The 15,794-nt window shown below is 54.1% G+C and carries 18 protein-coding genes; 1 reads left to right on the top strand and 17 read right to left on the bottom strand.

All coding sequences use genetic code 11. The features are described 5' to 3' along the window. The 7 genes from V5G28_RS12690 to V5G28_RS12660 form a co-directional block, all read right to left on the bottom strand. Window positions 1-686: epoxide hydrolase family protein (locus tag V5G28_RS12690; protein ID WP_336230505.1), on the bottom strand; the 686-nt coding region annotated here is incomplete at its 3' end. Window positions 687-739: 53 nt separating this feature from the next. Continuing rightward, the gene (locus V5G28_RS12685; protein ID WP_332989297.1) at window positions 740-1,792 is read right to left on the bottom strand and encodes an alpha/beta fold hydrolase; all 1,053 of its coding nucleotides are present in this window, start codon (window positions 1,790-1,792) and stop codon (window positions 740-742) included. A gap of 174 nt (window positions 1,793-1,966) precedes the next feature. Beyond that, window positions 1,967-2,902: an NmrA family NAD(P)-binding protein gene (locus V5G28_RS12680; RefSeq protein ID WP_332989295.1), complete on the bottom strand. Its 936-nt coding sequence runs from the start codon at window positions 2,900-2,902 to the stop codon at window positions 1,967-1,969. A 173-nt stretch (window positions 2,903-3,075) separates the two neighbouring features. Then, the gene (locus tag V5G28_RS12675; RefSeq protein WP_332989293.1) at window positions 3,076-4,164 is read right to left on the bottom strand and encodes a thioredoxin family protein; all 1,089 of its coding nucleotides are present in this window, start codon (window positions 4,162-4,164) and stop codon (window positions 3,076-3,078) included. Between the two features lie 43 nt (window positions 4,165-4,207). Continuing rightward, window positions 4,208-5,203 carry a nitrilase-related carbon-nitrogen hydrolase gene (locus tag V5G28_RS12670; RefSeq protein WP_332989292.1) on the bottom strand — a complete coding sequence of 332 codons (996 nt, stop codon included), beginning with the start codon at window positions 5,201-5,203 and terminating at the stop codon, window positions 4,208-4,210. A gap of 614 nt (window positions 5,204-5,817) precedes the next feature. Beyond that, window positions 5,818-6,678 (bottom strand): alpha/beta fold hydrolase, encoded by an 861-nt coding sequence (locus V5G28_RS12665; protein WP_332989303.1) that lies wholly within the window; start codon window positions 6,676-6,678, stop codon window positions 5,818-5,820. 225 nt (window positions 6,679-6,903) lie between these two features. Then, a complete protein-coding gene (locus tag V5G28_RS12660) occupies window positions 6,904-7,593 on the bottom strand; it encodes a VOC family protein (RefSeq protein WP_332989291.1) in 690 nt (229 codons plus the stop codon). A 27-nt stretch (window positions 7,594-7,620) separates the two neighbouring features. Between V5G28_RS12660 and V5G28_RS12655 the strand changes: the two genes are divergently transcribed. Next, entirely contained in the window at window positions 7,621-7,749 is a 129-nt protein-coding gene (locus V5G28_RS12655) for a hypothetical protein (protein WP_332989289.1), read from the top strand. On the opposite strand, the gene V5G28_RS12650 is transcribed toward V5G28_RS12655, so the two are convergent. The 10 genes from V5G28_RS12650 to V5G28_RS12610 all read right to left on the bottom strand — a co-directional run bounded on the left by V5G28_RS12650 (window position 7,735) and on the right by V5G28_RS12610 (window position 15,787). After that, window positions 7,735-9,432 (bottom strand): GMC family oxidoreductase, encoded by a 1,698-nt coding sequence (locus V5G28_RS12650; RefSeq protein WP_332989287.1) that lies wholly within the window; start codon window positions 9,430-9,432, stop codon window positions 7,735-7,737. The two genes, V5G28_RS12655 and V5G28_RS12650, sit on opposite strands and share 15 nt — an antisense overlap. A 258-nt stretch (window positions 9,433-9,690) precedes the next feature. After that, window positions 9,691-9,933 carry an NIPSNAP family protein gene (locus V5G28_RS36695; protein ID WP_442994258.1) on the bottom strand — a complete coding sequence of 81 codons (243 nt, stop codon included), beginning with the start codon at window positions 9,931-9,933 and terminating at the stop codon, window positions 9,691-9,693. Continuing rightward, entirely contained in the window at window positions 9,885-10,037 is a 153-nt protein-coding gene (locus V5G28_RS12645; RefSeq protein ID WP_336230503.1) for a hypothetical protein, read from the bottom strand. Before V5G28_RS12645 ends, V5G28_RS36695 begins: the two co-directional genes overlap by 49 nt. 86 nt (window positions 10,038-10,123) lie before the next feature. Beyond that, window positions 10,124-10,834: an SDR family NAD(P)-dependent oxidoreductase gene (locus V5G28_RS12640; protein ID WP_336230502.1), complete on the bottom strand. Its 711-nt coding sequence runs from the start codon at window positions 10,832-10,834 to the stop codon at window positions 10,124-10,126. Window positions 10,835-10,996: 162 nt separating this feature from the next. Further along, entirely contained in the window at window positions 10,997-11,554 is a 558-nt protein-coding gene (locus V5G28_RS12635; RefSeq protein WP_336230501.1) for a DUF6130 family protein, read from the bottom strand. Between the two features lie 98 nt (window positions 11,555-11,652). Then, on the bottom strand, window positions 11,653-12,519 hold the full coding sequence (locus V5G28_RS12630; protein WP_332989277.1) for an oxidoreductase: 867 nt from the start codon (window positions 12,517-12,519) through the stop codon (window positions 11,653-11,655). 147 nt (window positions 12,520-12,666) lie between these two features. Further along, complete coding sequence (locus V5G28_RS12625) at window positions 12,667-13,185, bottom strand: VOC family protein (protein WP_332989275.1); 519 nt, start codon at window positions 13,183-13,185, stop codon at window positions 12,667-12,669. A 304-nt stretch (window positions 13,186-13,489) separates the two neighbouring features. Next, window positions 13,490-14,344: a pentapeptide repeat-containing protein gene (locus V5G28_RS12620; protein WP_332989273.1), complete on the bottom strand. Its 855-nt coding sequence runs from the start codon at window positions 14,342-14,344 to the stop codon at window positions 13,490-13,492. A 289-nt stretch (window positions 14,345-14,633) separates the two neighbouring features. Beyond that, on the bottom strand, window positions 14,634-14,984 hold the full coding sequence (locus V5G28_RS12615) for a hypothetical protein (protein WP_336230500.1): 351 nt from the start codon (window positions 14,982-14,984) through the stop codon (window positions 14,634-14,636). A 14-nt stretch (window positions 14,985-14,998) separates the two neighbouring features. Then, window positions 14,999-15,787 carry a hypothetical protein gene (locus V5G28_RS12610; protein WP_332989271.1) on the bottom strand — a complete coding sequence of 263 codons (789 nt, stop codon included), beginning with the start codon at window positions 15,785-15,787 and terminating at the stop codon, window positions 14,999-15,001. Window positions 15,788-15,794: the final 7 nt, after the last annotated feature.

Genomic DNA, 15,794 nt, shown 5'->3' with positions numbered 1-15,794 from the left:
GCTTCATCAGCTCCGCCCAGAGGCGCGGCGATGTGGTCAGGATTCCAGCCGGTGCCCGTCGGCTTGCCGGAGAAGCCGTAGCCGGGCATCGACGGGATGACCAGGTCGAAGGCGTCCTCCGGCGCCCCGTAGGCCGTCGGGTCGGTCAGCGGGCCGATGATCTTTAGCTGTTCAAATACCGATCCGGGCCATCCGTGCGTGATGATCAACGGCAAAGCGTTAGGATTTTTGGAGCGGACGTGGATAAAGTGAATGTCCAGACCGTCGATGTTCGTTACGAACTGCGGTAAGGCATTCAGCTTCGCCTCGGCTTTCCGCCAGTCGTATTTAGTTCCCCAGTAACGGACGAGCTCCTTCATTGTCGCCAGTTGCACGCCCTGCGACTGGTCGGTAACTGTCTCCTGGTCGGGCCAACGCGTCGCCGCGATGCGCCTGCGGAGATCGACGATCGCCTCTTGCGGGACGTGGACGCGGAAGGGGCGGATTGTGTTGTCTTTGGTAGCGCTCGCCTTGGCCGCGACCTGGGTTTGTGCGCCGGTCTGGGCAGATTGCTGCGCAAACACGCGAGCGGGCGGTGCCAGAAACATCGTTGCCGCAAAGAGCGCGACGAGGAGTCGCGAGAGCAGGACGAAGGCACCTGCGGTGCGGGCTTTGGTTTTGTAATGTACTTTTTTCAGTTTGGTCATCGTGTTTTCTCTTTACTGCAAATTGTCCGTTTCATAACTCAGGCTAAACACGATCAGTAACCGTCAACTTCGACGACGGCCTTGGCAAACTCCCGCGGCGCTTCCTGAGGCAGGTTGTGCCCGACGCCGCCGTTGATGACCCGGTGTGCGTATCTGCCCGAGAATTTCTTGGCGTAGGTACTGGCGTCCGGGTGCGGCGCACCGTTGGCATCACCTTCAAGAGTGATGGTAGGCACGGTGATCACGGGGGCTGCGGCGAGCCGCTTCTCAATCTCGTCATACTTCGACTCGCCTTTGGCTAGGCCGAGCCGCCAGCGGTAGTTGTGGATGACGATTTGGACGTGATCCGGGTTATCGAAGGAGGCCGCGCTTCGGTCGAACGTCGCGTCGTCGAAGTTCCATTTCGGCGACGCGAGCTGCCAGATTAGCCTGTTGAAATCGCGGCGGTATTTTTCATAGCCCGCACGCCCGCGTTCAGTCGCGAAATAAAACTGGTACCACCATTGGAGTTCGGCCTTCGGCGGCAGCGGTGTCTTGTTGGCTTCAGGGCTGCCGATCAAATAACCACTCACGGAGACGAGCGCCTTGCAGCGCTCCGGCCAGAGTGCCGCGATAATGTTGGCTGTTCGCGCCCCCCAATCATAACCAGCAAGGATCGCCTTCTCGATCCTGAGCGCATCCATCAAAGCGATGATATCGACAGCGATCGCCGACTGCTGCCCATTCCGGAACGTCTCGCTCGAAAGAAAGCGCGTCATGCCATAGCCGCGCAGATACGGGATGATCACCCGGTACCCCGCCGACGCCAACAAAGGAGTGACATCGACATAGCTGTGAATGTCGTAGGGCCATCCATGCAGGAGGATTACCGGACGACCATTCGCGGGACCCGCTTTAGCGTATCCAACATTCAAGACACCAGCATCGATCTGCCTCAGTGAGCCGAACGACGTGTTTGTCCCCGACTTCATCATGGACAAAACTGCTGGTTCTGTTTTGCTCGATTGGGCGTTCGTAGAACCGAATCGACCTAGCTGTGTAGTCGCAATGGTCATAGCCGCAATGCCCAAAAAGCGGCGGCGCTGACGGTTGATTTTTTCAGACATTGATCTTTTTCCGATTAGGTTTAACTCAACTTGCTTTAACTGAATCGGCTATCTGTTTCAGAGGCGATATGCGCCGCCAGCTCCTTTGTTGACGACCGACAGGGCATATTCGGCTGGGCCGCCCTAGACGAGGACAGCCCAGCCAAGTCCTTGGCACTACGAGCGACCTGCCCTTCAAGCCGTGGCTTCACTCCGCGTGAATTCAGCGGCGTGCAATTTCACGAAGTCGTACATGCTCGTCGGGGTCTTGCCGGTGAGCTTAAACAAGTCATCTGTCATGCGGTCATACCGCCCCTGCGCGTGAAGTTCGGCCATCACCGCCACGTGGTTGACGAGGTGCGTCGGCACCCCAAACTTACGAAGCGTATTAACCCACCCGGAGAGCGGCACGTTACGATAGCGGATCGTTCGACCGAGTGCCTCGGAAAACGCGCGCGCATAGTGATCCAGATCGGCCGACTCAAATCCGGTCAGATTGTAAACATGACCAATGTGCGAGCCAGGGTCTGAGAGGATCACGGAAACAGCGTGCGCCACATCAACAGCCGAAATCGGCGAGGTCTTGCCGTTACCTAGCGGCAGCGCCAGTTCGTCGCTATCCCGGACGCCAGCAGCGGCGAGACGCAGGAAGAAGCTCTCGAGGAAGACCGTCGGCCGCACCGTCACGACCGGCAGCCCCGACCACGCCAATGCCTCTTCCGCAAGCCAGTGCAGCTTGTGCTGCGGGCTCGGGGTGGTCTCGGTGATGCTCATCTGCGTCACCGTCATCTGCGACATATTCACGAAGGCCTCGACCCCGTGGTGGCGCGCCACAGCAGCGACGTTGACCGTGGCTTCGAGATAAGCCGCCGAGACCGACATTCCGAAATAGATGCGCGCAACACCTTCGATCGCGCGGTGCATCGAGGCAAGATCGGTCAAGTCGCCCTGCACGACCTCGGCACCGAGCTGGCGCAGACCTTCAGAGCGTTCATCCTCCCGCCGGACCAAGGCGCGCACCTTATGCCCCTTGGCAAGCAGCATTGCGGTGAGGTGGCGGCCGATAGCACCAATATCGCCGGCCGCTCCGGTTACGAGGATTGGGCTGTCATGTGTGGATTTCGTCGTCATATCATTTACCTTTTAATTGCATTTAGATAGAGTGGGAGGCGTTCGGAGTTTCGGGGGTACCAGCGACGAGAACAACGTCTCGCTCCTCGCTGTTCGGTGCGGTCAGGTTCCGCTACTCGTACCGGATTTTACCGATCTTGTCGCTCGTTGCGAAGGCGTATCTGTTTGCGTGATCAACCGAACGTGAACGCAAACGCCTCCACCCCGGCATCCAGAAACTCGATCTCAAACTGTCGATCACTGATGGGCTGCGGCTGTCGAACCAGTTGGTACAACCGCTGTTCGGTAACTGTGCCTTCGCCTCGCCCATCGATGTCAAGTCCGCGAGCCGCGACTGCTGGCTGCCCGTCTACGAACACGCGAAACCGTACGGATGTTCCTGGCGCGGTCGGTCCCATGACGAGATGAAGGTCGCGGGCGTGGAAGCGGCACGCGATTCGCCCGCCGGACTTGTTCAGTACAATGGCTTGTTTTCCGATTGTCCAATCGCCCGAAAGTGCCCATTGATTACGTTGAAATTGCGCGGGGGCGGTATATAAACGACGCTTGTTTAACACCGCGCCGGGAGACGCAAAATTCTCTGTTCTTTCGTAACCAAGGTAGTTTTCAGGCGATTGCAGGCTGTTCCAATCGGCGGCAGCCTCAAAACCGCGAGCGTCGACTTCGACCATTTCCTGACCGACACGGTCAGTTCCGGACTCAGACAGGAGCTGTTGAATTACCCGTTCCGATCGCTCGTACTCGCCTTCGCCGAATTGATGATGACGAATGCGTCCTTGCGTGTCTACAAAATAAAGGGCTGGCCAATAACGGTTCCCGAAAGCACGCCACACCGCATAATCGTTGTCCACGGCGATCAGATAGTCAATTTTCATTTCTGTTGAGGCTCGGCGGACATTATCGATATTCTTCTCGAATTCAAACTCCGGCGTATGTATACCAATTACTACTAGTCCCTGATCCTTATACTTCTCCGCCCACGCGCGAACATAAGGGAGTTGGCGCAGCCAATTGATGCAGGTATAAGTCCAGAAGTTGATCAGCACGACTTTTCCACGCAGTTCGTCAACTGTTAATGGCTGTGAATTGAGCCACGCGATCACGCCGACAAGAGAAGGCAGTTCACCTTCAATCGGTAACTCAGCCGTTGCCGACGTAGCATGCTGTTTGGTGCAGCCGAAGATGCCGAACTGGGTAGCAGCAATGGTTTTAATCATGGTTGTTAAAAAGTAGCGGCGATTATGATTGATTTTTTCGAGCACGTCCCGACCTCCCTGTAGTTGCGTTCAGCTAGGTACGGTGGAATTAGAGAACCTCGATGGCCCTCTCCTCATCGGTAGCCGCACGCATGGCCTCGGCCTTCGGGTGTGCGGTGCGCTCGTGGACGGGCGACGCGGGTGTCCGATCGATCAACAGGCTGAGTAGTTCGGGGCGACTGTAATGACCGCGGGCGTCCATGAGCCGCTTGCGGGCGTCGATCTGGGCAAAGTTAAGCTCGGCAATCACTTCGCCTTCGCCCGCTTTGAGCGGCTCACCGATGATCCGGCCGTCGGGACTCACGATGGCCGTGAAGCAGCCACCCGAAATCGGCCCGATCGCGCAACCCGTGTCCTTCATGATCTGAGCCTGCTGATCGGCATCCAACCACGCGGTCGCACAGACGACAAAGCAGGCGGATTCAAGGGCGTGCTGGCGGACGTTAATTTCCGCTTGCTCCGCGAACAGCGGGCCGGCGAACGATCCGGGATACATCGCCGAGTGGATTTGCTCACCATCGGCGATCATCGCATACCGTGCCAAAGGATTGTTATGCTCCCAGCAGGCAAGTTGTCCGATGCGCCCAACGGCACTATCGATGGCGCGCAGGCCCGAGCCGTCACCCTGGCCCCAGAGTATCCGCTCGTTATAAGTCGGCGTAAGCTTGCGGCGGCGCTGGATCAGCGTACCGTCTGCGTCGAAGAGAAGCTGCGTATTGTAGATCGAGCCGCCGTCGCGCTCATTGATGCCGATCGAGACGACCATGTTTGCTTCCTTCGCGGCTTCGGCGATCGCCCGGGTTTCAGCAGACGGCACCGTAACCGACTCTTCAAGCAACCGCAGATGTTCCTTTGCCAACGCGAACGGGGCTAGCACATAGGAGAAGTAGGGGTAATAGGGAATGATAGTCTCGGGGAAGGTTGCGAACTGAACGCCTTGTTGGCTCAGCGAACGAATCTTCTTAACGACCTTCTCAACGGTACCCTGTCGGCTGTACAGCACGGGGCTAATTTGCACGGCGGCAGCTTTAATAATCTTGCTCATGGTGTTTTCCTTTCAAAAGGATGTCATTTTCTTTCTTACCAAAAATTTGGGTTTAAAGCCCCGCACTTCTAGGGCGGCTTTCCCAGGGTTGACAGCGCATCGCTCATCATGAGATTCTAGTATTGCCCGTAGTCTAAAAGACTCTCGTGAGGCAAGATTGGGTACTCCCCAACTACAATGCTCAGCTTCGTGCTCTTGTTGTAGGAAAGAGACACTCAGCTATTGATAAATCGTTTCAAACGCGGTCGGGCAGTCCGTGTGCGCTTGTGGAAGTATCCAAACGGGGGTTTTTTGAATGCTTGCATTTAAATGCCTAGTCCGGACGGATGAAGCAAGAATCCTCATGCCTTTAGGCGCTCGCAGTGTCAAAAATAACCTTATCCGTCTCAACGGCTTCCGTTCCGAAATTGAGTAACGAACGGCTGGCTGGTCACGATGGGGGATTGGCGGTTCCACGGACGAAGTCATTGCCCAGGCTGTCATTTGGACGACCGCAGGGACTTGAAGGCCGCCCGCAGTTCCTGAGCAAAAATCATTGGCTGCTCCGATGCCGCGAAGTGGCCACCTTTGTCGAGCTGGTTGTAATAAATGAGATTGGGATAGGCCCGCTGGGTTCAGCTCCGCGGAGCTTGATATGCCTCGCTGGGAAAGACGCTCACGGCCACCGGAATAGAGACGCCCTTAGCGTTCCAAAAGCCACCCTTGTATTCCCAATAGAGCCGAGACGCCGAGACGCCCGTGTTCGTCAGCCAATAGAGCGTGATGTTATCGAGAATCTCATCCCGCGTCAGTTCGCCCGTGGCGCTCGTGGTTCGGTTCAGAGCCACGGCGACCGCAGCGGCCGGCTGTCCGCCAGCATCATCGTGGTCGAGAAGCCAGGCAGCCAGGCCGACGGGCGAATCCGCAATGCCGTACAACGTTTGCGGGCGCGATGCCATAAATCTGGCGTAGGCGACTCTTTGCTTCAACGTTCTGTCCAGCTGCTCGTAGGCGCGTCGTTCCTCAGCTGAGAGACCCGATGGAGGTGGTTCGCCGGCCAAGAGCGCCTTGTCGACGTCGGCTGGAACTGTCCCAGGATAGTTGGTGTAGATGGCGAGCAATCCCGCGGGCGCCTGCACACCCATCAGGTCGACGACGAACGCACCCCAGTCGCCGCCCAGGGCGACGTAGCGGGTGTAGCCCAGCCGCTTCATCAACACGTTCCAGGCACGTGCCATGCGCTCGACGCCCCAACCGGTGCTTGTCGGCTTGCCGGAGAAGCCGTAGCCGGGCATCGACGGGATGATGACGTGGAACGCGTCCTCGGCTTTTCCTCCATAGTCAGCTTGGGTGCGGGCTCGTTCTCGATCTCGACGTACGGTGAAGCACCGCGGATGTCCCTCGCCCTTTGGGCAGAGGGGCGGATTGCGTTTGTGTCGGTGTGCGCGGTTCCAGGTTGAGTCATGGTGGTCTCCTTTGGTTTTGTTTAGCTCGATTGTGCGTTCGCAGAACCAAATTGTCCTAGCTGTGTAGCCGCAATCGTCATGGTCGCAATGCCCAAAAAGCGGCGGCGTTGTTGGTTCGTTTTTTCAGACATTGATCTTTCTCCAATCGGGTTTAATTGAGGTTGCGTATTGTCTGTCCGCATGACTCAGCTGTGATAGTGGGGCGAGTTGTGGGGTCGTCCAGAACCCGCCCTGGCGGATGTCATTCTGACCGCATCATTTAGAAAGAACAGGAAAAACCTCCTCCATGTAACGATCAGCAGCGGCCGCTGCCTCTTCTGGACTGCTGCCGTTCTGACGCGCACTCAGATAGGGTGCGTACCAGTTCCACCAGTGATGCTCGGCGTGAGTCTTCTCGTAGGGGTCGTGGTGCTCTGCCGTCTCGCGGAGAAGATCTGCAAGAGTTGCAACATCTAAGTTTTGTGCTGGCATCGAGTCCCACAGGCGACCAGGAAGCCGCGTTGTGATTTCCTGGAGCAGCCAGACGTTCCCGTCCGGATCCTCGAACGAGGCAAATGAGAAGTAGGAACGACCTTGCGGATCACGCCCGCCGACGCGCGGGTTCTCCACGGCGTTGTTAAAGGGGCCGCCGGCGTAGTGGAAGATCTCGCTCACGTTGACACCACGATCGATCAAGTTTTTGCGGGCGGCATCGAGGTCGTCTACGGCGAGGACCAGGTTGTGCGCGGAGCCAGAATTAGCTGGAGTGACTCCTTTGCCGAAGATGATCGAGGCGTCCGAGTTGGGCGGCGTCATCTGTATGCCGCGGAAGTTGCCCTCCACCACGTCGATGTCGAACCGCCAGCCGAGATTCTCGTAGAATGCTTTCGCGCGCTCAACGTCGGAAACGTTGAATAACACAACTTCGAGCTTCATGTTTGGACTGTTTACCTGATTGCTGCTCATCTTGTTCTCCTTTTGGTTGTAAGTTTGATGTTCAGATTCGTTACTTTTCATTCTTCCGCGATCGCCCCATCCACACCACTCAAGTTCTTTGAGTTAACACGCGACTTAGATGTGCGTCCGCCAATGAAAAGTGCGGTGATTTTATTGGGCGACTGAGTTTGTTTTTACGGTGGTTTGCAGCTGGTGTTCGAGATGTAGAATTTCCGCTGCCCGCTCCCCGATGATCACGCAGGGAGCCATCGTGTTACCGGTCGTTATTCGCGGCATAATCGATCCATCAGCAATCCGGAGATTGTCGATTCCATACACTCTCAGGTTGCTATCCACCACCGACATAGAATCTCGACCCATCTTCGCGGTGCAGGTTTCGTGCCAGAAACTTGTCGCAGCATCTCGAATAAAGCGTTCGAGTTCGGCCCCTTTCAAATTACCTGGCATGACTTCACGCTTGACAAACGGACGAAGCGGAGCGGAGTTACCGACTTCGCGACAGAGTTCTACGCAGGCGATCGCGGTTTTGAGATCATCCGCGTCAGACAGCGTCTTTGCATCAATCAGAATCGGGTCGAATGGTGAGGCTCCCGTTAGGCGGAGACGACCTCGACTTTTGGGGTTCGCGATCGCCCCAAATAACGTCCAGCCTGCACCAGGCAGCCCAAACCGGACGGCATTCTCGGCACTAGATTTTGGCACCTCGGCCTGACAGACAAATAAGTCTGGACTGTCAAGCCCGGACTGGCTGGTCGAGAAAAAGATTGCCTCGGACAAGTTGTTTCTTGGTTCGAGAGCGGTTTCATATTCCCAGACACAATCAAATGCAACGTGGTCTTGAAAATTTTGCCCCACACCGGGAAGGTGCTGCACGACAGGAATTCCAAATCGTCGCAACTCGGACTCATCACCGATACCAGATTGCATCAGCACTTTCGGCGTATGGATTGCACCGAGCGACAGCACGACTTCGACTGCCGCACCAATGCGATAGATCGCGTCACCATAAGCAATCTCCACGCCAGTGACCCGCTTGCCCTGGAACGTCAGCCGTGTGACCAGTGCATGACTGAGAACCGTCAGGTTTGGTCGATCCATATAAGGAAAAACGTAGGAGCGGAATATCGATTCGCGTTTGCCATTGCGGACTCGCACATCGCTGATAGAAGCGCCCTTCGCTGCTTCCATCATGCGTCCGTTCGGATTTTCAAAAGTAGGAATACCCACCACCCGCGCTGCTTCGACCGTTGCGGGTGCGATCGGGTTTGGAACCGGCGCGGGCTGGACAAATACCGGCCCTCCCGTTCCGCGATACATCGGATCTGGTACGCCATGCCAATCTTCCAGGCGGCGATAAATCTTCAAGACGGATTCATAACTCCAGGCAGGATCGTTGGCAACGGATGCGAAGAGATCCCAATCATGCTTGTGTCCGCGTGCCCAAACCATGACGTTGATGCTCGATCCACCGCCGAGTACCTTGCCCATAGAGAACGGAATCGAACGACCGTTCACATGTAGATTCGGCTGGCCCTGGAAGCTCCAGTCCCGATCGGTTCCAAGGTTCATCGGCCATTGATTCGCTTCCATGACACTTAGTATATCATCGCTGCCTCCAGCTTCAAGCAGCAGAACGCTGACATCGGGATTCTCGGCCAGTCTGCGGGCAACCACCGAGCCAGAAGATCCAGATCCGCAAACAATAAAATCGTACTGGTGCCTTAACTCAGAGGTAAGCTTGCGCTGGTTGCTGCGGACACGCTCGGCGAAAATATCGCGGCTATCAGTGTCACGTTGATAGTTCTCACGTTCATCCTCAAAGGACTTGTTCTCAAAATTCGTCTTCATCGCGCCTACCTCGCTTTCAAAATCGAATTAACTCAGGTTGCTTCTTGTCCGTTTCTATCACCGCCTTATGAGCATGATCGTTAGCGCTGATTTGAGAAATGGTTTGCAGCATCTTGAGGTTTTGCCTAAATTACGTTTATAAACTGATGCTGAATTCACTGGGGTTACGTGTTGTCTGTCCGTATTGTTCAGTTGTGACGGTAAGGAGTCTGCATTGCCGGATGGTATAGGTTCGAGTTCCGTCGCTCGCCTCACCGCTCACTTCACGCCCGGAAAAGGCGGTCGGTGCCAGCAACTCGCTGCTGATGTTCTGCACAAGTTGACCGTCCTTCTCGGTTTCGGTGCTAATCGCGATCCACTCGGGGTCGGCGAGGAATGCACCCAGCGCTCCTCCCGCTCAGCCATGCTGTCCCAGGCAAGCATGTAGGTAAGCCGCTGATTGCTCTGACCGATTAACGTTGTCCAGAATCCAGCCTGGCGGATGCCATGCTTTTCCCAAATCCGTAACGTGTGGTTCTGGAAGCGCGCGAGCAGCGCTGGTAGTCGTCCGGCATGGAGTGATAAATGCGTAATTCGTAGATCATGCCTTTTTCGAGTTGAGTCATGATGTGTGTTCCTTTATCAGCAGGTTGCACGATCGCGCAATCTTGCTTGGGAGCGTCAGAGCGATTTTTCTGATTGCAAGGCGGTGTCAGTGCCCCGCACTCTGACCACCATCGACATGGAGGATTTCGCCCGTTACAAAGTTGGCTGACTCAAGGTAGAGAACCGCATCGACGACGTCGGAGATCTCGCCCATATGACCGATCGGGTGCAGGGCATCGAGCTGTGCATGGGTCTCGGCGGGATGCATTGGCGTCTTGATGGTACCCAGCGCGATCGCATTCACCCGGATACCGCGCCTGGCATACTCGATCGCCAGTGATTTAGTCGCGGCATTCAGTCCGCCCTTTGTCAGTGACGCGAGCACGGAGGGTAAGCCAGCGATCGGGTTGTCAACCAGGCTCGTCGAAATCTGCACGATATGACCGCTGCCCTGTTTCTCCATCTCGGCGATGGCGAGTTGCGTCATGTGAAAGAAGCCAGTGACGTTGGTGCCCAGGTACACCTCATAGTCAGCCTCGGTGTATTCGGTAAATGGCTTGGCGATGAAAATGCCAGCGTTATTGATGAGCGTGTCGATGCGCCCGAACCGAGCCACGCCTTCGGAAATAGCACGCTCGGCGGTTTTTCGATCAACGATGTCGCCCGGCACTGCGAGAATTGCATCATCGTCCGACGGCTCGATCGAGCGTGAGGTTGCGATTACCCGATAGTTGCGATCGCGGTACGCCTTGACAAGGGCAGCGCCGATGCCCTGCGACGCGCCGGTAATAACAGCAACTTTCTGTTCAATGCTCATCGTAAAACTCCTTTATGCGTTTGAGGGGTTGGTGGAACGAGGGGCCGAATATATTGAACGGCACAGTGCAATTGCAGTCTGTTTTCAGTCATAGAACTTACGCCAAAATTTTAATTTTATGGTATTAACCATAGTGCGTAAGACATAAATCATCTCAACTTATCATCGCTCAAGATTGGGCACCGTGAACGTCACCTTTTCGCTGGTAATGACTTTGTGCGTGGGATCGGCTAGTTCGATCAACACCTTGTGTGAACCAGGTTCCAGTCCAACCAGGATGATCGTTTGACCACTGGTATCGGCAAAATGCCACGGCGCGTCGTCAACGGTGATGTGGACATGACCGATGCGTGGCGATACTTGGAGAGCACCTTCGCCGAACACTGGCAACACGCGCAGATTCTCCGCCCGATACTGGATGAAGACGCGACCCTGAGCCAGTGGTTTGGGAAGCGGCCGATCAACAATTAGCTTGGGCGGTGCTTCGTTTTTGATCTCGATCAACGGGGATGGTCCGATAATATCCCTGGCGCTCTGGGCAGAGGCACTGGTAGCGAACGGAGTGTAGTCGGTCATGGTGGTTAAGTCCTTAGAAGCCGTGTGTATGATGGTTCCTGCGGGGAAGAGAAGAGGGGCAAGGTTTATAGTTGCGAAGAAAACAATGCTTACCCCAACCGTTCTCAGAAAGCGTCGGCAGCTTTGTTTAATTTCTTTGGACATAGGGGGCATTCCCTGGATTGATTGACGTTGATGTCCAGTGACTTTTTATTTGTTGAAGTGTCAAATCAATGCAAATCATTCGACGGTTAGAGTTAGGGTCAGGTTATAGTCGAAGCCATTACACGGTGGTCATGGTTGGTACTGGTAGCAACTGGCAGCCATGCTTCGATTTCCTGTGCCATTTTCGCGGCGTTGCTCCGGTACAGGTCGATCGTGTCCTTCCCGACAGGCAAATGCAGCGGCGGACGTTCTGTATTGGCGAGTTGAATAATCACAGCCGCAAATTTTTTCGGATCACCGGGTTGGTGCCCGTGTAGCGCCGAGGCTCCGCTACGCATCGATCCTACCGTTTCCTGGTAATCGTCGATAATGGTTTTAGCGGCAACATAGGATTCAGCGCTCAGGAAGTCAGTACTAAAAAGACCCGGAGCCACCGCTGTGACATAGATGCCGAGGGGTGCCAGTTCGACCGCTAACCCTTTCGAGAGACCTTCGACCGCAAACTTAGTGGACCCGTACAATCCCCAACCCGGAATCGCATCGTAGCCGAACAGCGACGAGATATTGATGATCCGCCCGGACTTTTGCTGGCGCAGGTACGGCAACACCGCACGAGTCACGTTCAGTAACCCAAACACGTTGGTATCATACTGTTTGCGGACTTCGGCATCCGTGGCTTCTTCAATTGCACTGACCATGCCAAACCCGGCATTATTGACTAAGACATCAACCCGGCCGAAACGGGCAATGCCTTGCTTGACAGCCGCTTGTACCTGGTCTTCCTGGGTGACATCCATCTGCACAACGTACAGATCCGGGTGGTTGTGCAGCGTAGCGACGAGCTGTGCGGGCTGACTGCGAACCGTCGCTACTACCTGGTCGCCCGCTCTTAGGGCGGCTCTGGCAATTTCCAACCCAAAGCCCCTGGAGGCTCCGGTAATGAACCATACTTTCTGCGTTTTCATCTTGTATCCTCGTTTTAGATGTTGTCTAGTTTGTTGGCTTTAACTCTTTTGGTTAGTGCATAACTGCTGCACTGATGGTGAGTATCAAAAGGAGCGAAAAACCTGTTACTTTTGGCTCCTTTTGATCCTTAAGCGATTGATGTCCTGTTACCGTCCGGGAGCCCGCGTCTTCACTTCTTGGAGCACCCAACCGTTGCCGTCTGGATCACTGAACGAGGCATATGAGGCATAATCTCGGCGTTTCGGATCGGGACCAGCTAAGCGTCCCTCGGTTCCAGCGTGGGGGAAGATCCCTCCGATGTCGTGGAACACCTCACTCACCTCGACACCCCGCTCGGCGAGTTCGGCGCGGGCGGCCGAGATGTCGTAAACTATGAGGTACAGACCTTGAACTGAACCCGGCGCGGCTGATGTAATTCCTTTACCGAAGATGATTGAGGCTTCCGATCCGGGAGGAGTCAACTGCACCACTCGGAAGTCCTCACTGGTAACGAAGTCAGCATCCAGCCGCCACCCCAACGTTTTATAGAAGTCCTTGGACTGATCGACATCGGAAACGGGCAATACCACAACTTCGAGTTTCATGTTTTGACCGTTTACGTGATTGCTACTCATCTTGTTCTCCTTTAGATTGGTGAGCTTGCTGCCCACCTCGATTAACTTCATTCTTCTGCGATCGCCCAATTTAGACCACTCAAGTTCTTTGAGTTAAAACGCGATTTAATCATTCGCATTGCAGGAAAGCAGCAGGAAGTGAAGTAGTTAGACCTGATATGCTTGGCTGTGAGCTGCGTGATGAAGTAATTCTGGATTGTCCTGCTTACGAACATAAAGTTGAGTGATATCGGCAACAGTGATGTTGTTATCATCCCGACTCACTAGCTCTAGAGTGTCTCCGGCTCCAACTTCGGTAGTGTCGATACGTGAAGTACCCCTAGTTTCGCTTCGCTACACTAGGGGCTTCCTGACCTCACCCACTATTGCGGGTGATCCCCAGTCTTTGTACTAGCTTAGCTCTCGATAAATCAGCATCTTGTAAATTAGCTTCACTTAAGTTTGCAGCAATAAAACTGGCATCTACCAAGTTAGCTCCTTTAAAATTGACCCCGCGCAAGTCTTGGCGGTCAAAAATTTTATCCTGTCCCTGTCCTGTCATCAGCACTCCTGGTACTTGTGCTTTCTGAAGATAGGTTTCACCAGGACGAGCAAAGTCAAGTTTTTTGGTTTTGTGGAAACAAGTACGCGTCAGAATAGCTTTTCTAAAATCTGTATTTTTGAGCGTGGATCCTGTAAAATTAGCATTCCTTAAGTCTGAATTGCGAAAACTTGTACCACGAAAAGCAGCAAAAGCAACAGCCATTTTGCGAATAACGGCATACTTTTCATCTCCTTTGAGCGATCGCCAACTGATATAAATACTGAGTAATACCAAGGCTCCGGCTCCGGCGAAGGCAAAGGCTCCGGCGAAGGCTGAATTTAACCCTTGGCGAATTATAATTACAAAGACAACAATGACTGCTATTAAGGCAGTCCAAGCTGAAAGTTGATTGCTTGAATTTGAACTGTCAAATACTAAACTTATTATTGCTCCAACAAAAGCCGATAAAAGCCCTGCCAATCCAGCAATTAACCAAGAAACAAGCACTAAGAACGCCGCCCACCGCTTTTGCAATCCCGCTTTGGCATGACTGAAGTTTGCACTTATGAGTTTTGCACCAGTAAAATCAGCGCTTCGGATATCTGCATAGCTAAAATTTGCCCCTTCAAGGTTTTGATTTCTAAAGGAGCGCCCACGGAGATTTTGACCGGAGTAGTCTGGTGGCATAGCAAGATTACGAAGATTACGTCAAGATTTGATACAGTTTCTATAATGTCTTTGCCGTTTGTTTAAGAAAAAATTACATCTACCATTTAAACAGTCAACAGTTATCAGTTATCAGTTATCAGGTTTTGTGATTGGGGATTCTAAGAAGAAATGATATCAAGTCCGGTTAAATACTTATCATTACCTAAGAACCCCCTCCCCCAACCCCAGGGGGACCCCTAGCCCCCGTAAAGCTGCGCCAGTGGGTACGACCACGCTAGTCCCTAAGAGGGACGCTGCGCAAACGCTATCACGTCCCCTCCCCGCAAGCGGTGAGTCCAGCGCTGCAGGCGGGTTTCCCGCCGTAGGCGACTGGCGTTCGCGTAGCGTGCCGAAGGCATACCCGAAGGGGGAGGGGATAAAGGGGAGCCAGCGCGAATGACGGCTTTCCCCACAGCAGGCGACTGGCGTGTGGGGTGCAGTTAACGTGGGAATCATAACTAATTAGTCGGACATGATATGAGAGGGCGATGCAAGAGAGCGCAGTGCCAGAGGCAATTGCCCCTTGGGCAGTGCGGTAGGCGATTGCGATTCGGGGCAGTGGCGTTCGCGTTCGCGGAGCGTGCGCTTTGCGCTCAGCGTGTCCTCTGGACTCAGCCAATCGCTTTTTAGCTGCTAAAAATACAGAGCGCCCAGTATCTCTTCTGCTTTCTCCCTTTCTTCCCTCGCAGTCCGCAGCATCATTATTTCAGTTGCGTCTTTTGGATTGGGAAGCCTGTTGATGAGTTCATTGGCTTCCCTGATTTGGCTGAGCAGCGATTGAATTTCTTCGCTTTGAGTATCCATATATTGTGCTAATTCCTCCTGTGCCCCCTGCCAGCTTTGGGATAAATCCTCATGGCGCTGGATGAGATTAGATAGATACAAGGGGAGCGGTAAGCCTGATTTTTTGTAGCCGCTTTCGATAGCCAGTGCCGTATCTCCATCCGTGAGGCGTAATACAAGAGTGCGCGAGCCTTCCCGATTCCTCTCCCATCCCATCACAGGCTTGGGCATCTTTGGCTGTGGTGGCTTTTGGTGCTGTTTAATTTTTTGAGCAGCGGATAACTGGGTGTCGTTCTCAGTCAAGTGTTCGACGGCGTCCCCATTTCGCTTTTGTCCAAGTTGGAGCAAGACATATAAACCAAGTTTTGGGGACAACTTACTGGGGAGATTATCGGCAATCTCAGCAGCTTTGATGAACTTATTCAACTGAGTTTTTACCAGTCCTACGCTCTCTAGTCCCCTTACATACTGGCGCTTTGTTTCTGCTTTTAGCTCAGCGAGGTACTGCCCAAACTTTAATTGTTGCTCGTTAATAAACTCGTACCACTCTTTCACTCTGAGAAATCTCTCGTCGATTTCACCAGAAATGCCAGAAAATTTTGGGCAGGCGATCGCATCCGTGATGTTTTCTGTTATCATGGCTTTA

The sequence above is a fragment of the Scytonema sp. PRP1 genome (assembly GCF_036697665.2).
GTDB classification, from domain to species: domain Bacteria; phylum Cyanobacteriota; class Cyanobacteriia; order Cyanobacteriales; family Nostocaceae; genus Kalymmatonema; species Kalymmatonema gypsitolerans.
The sequence above is the reverse complement of the archived record's forward strand: the minus strand, read 5'-3'. Positions and strand labels throughout refer to the sequence as shown.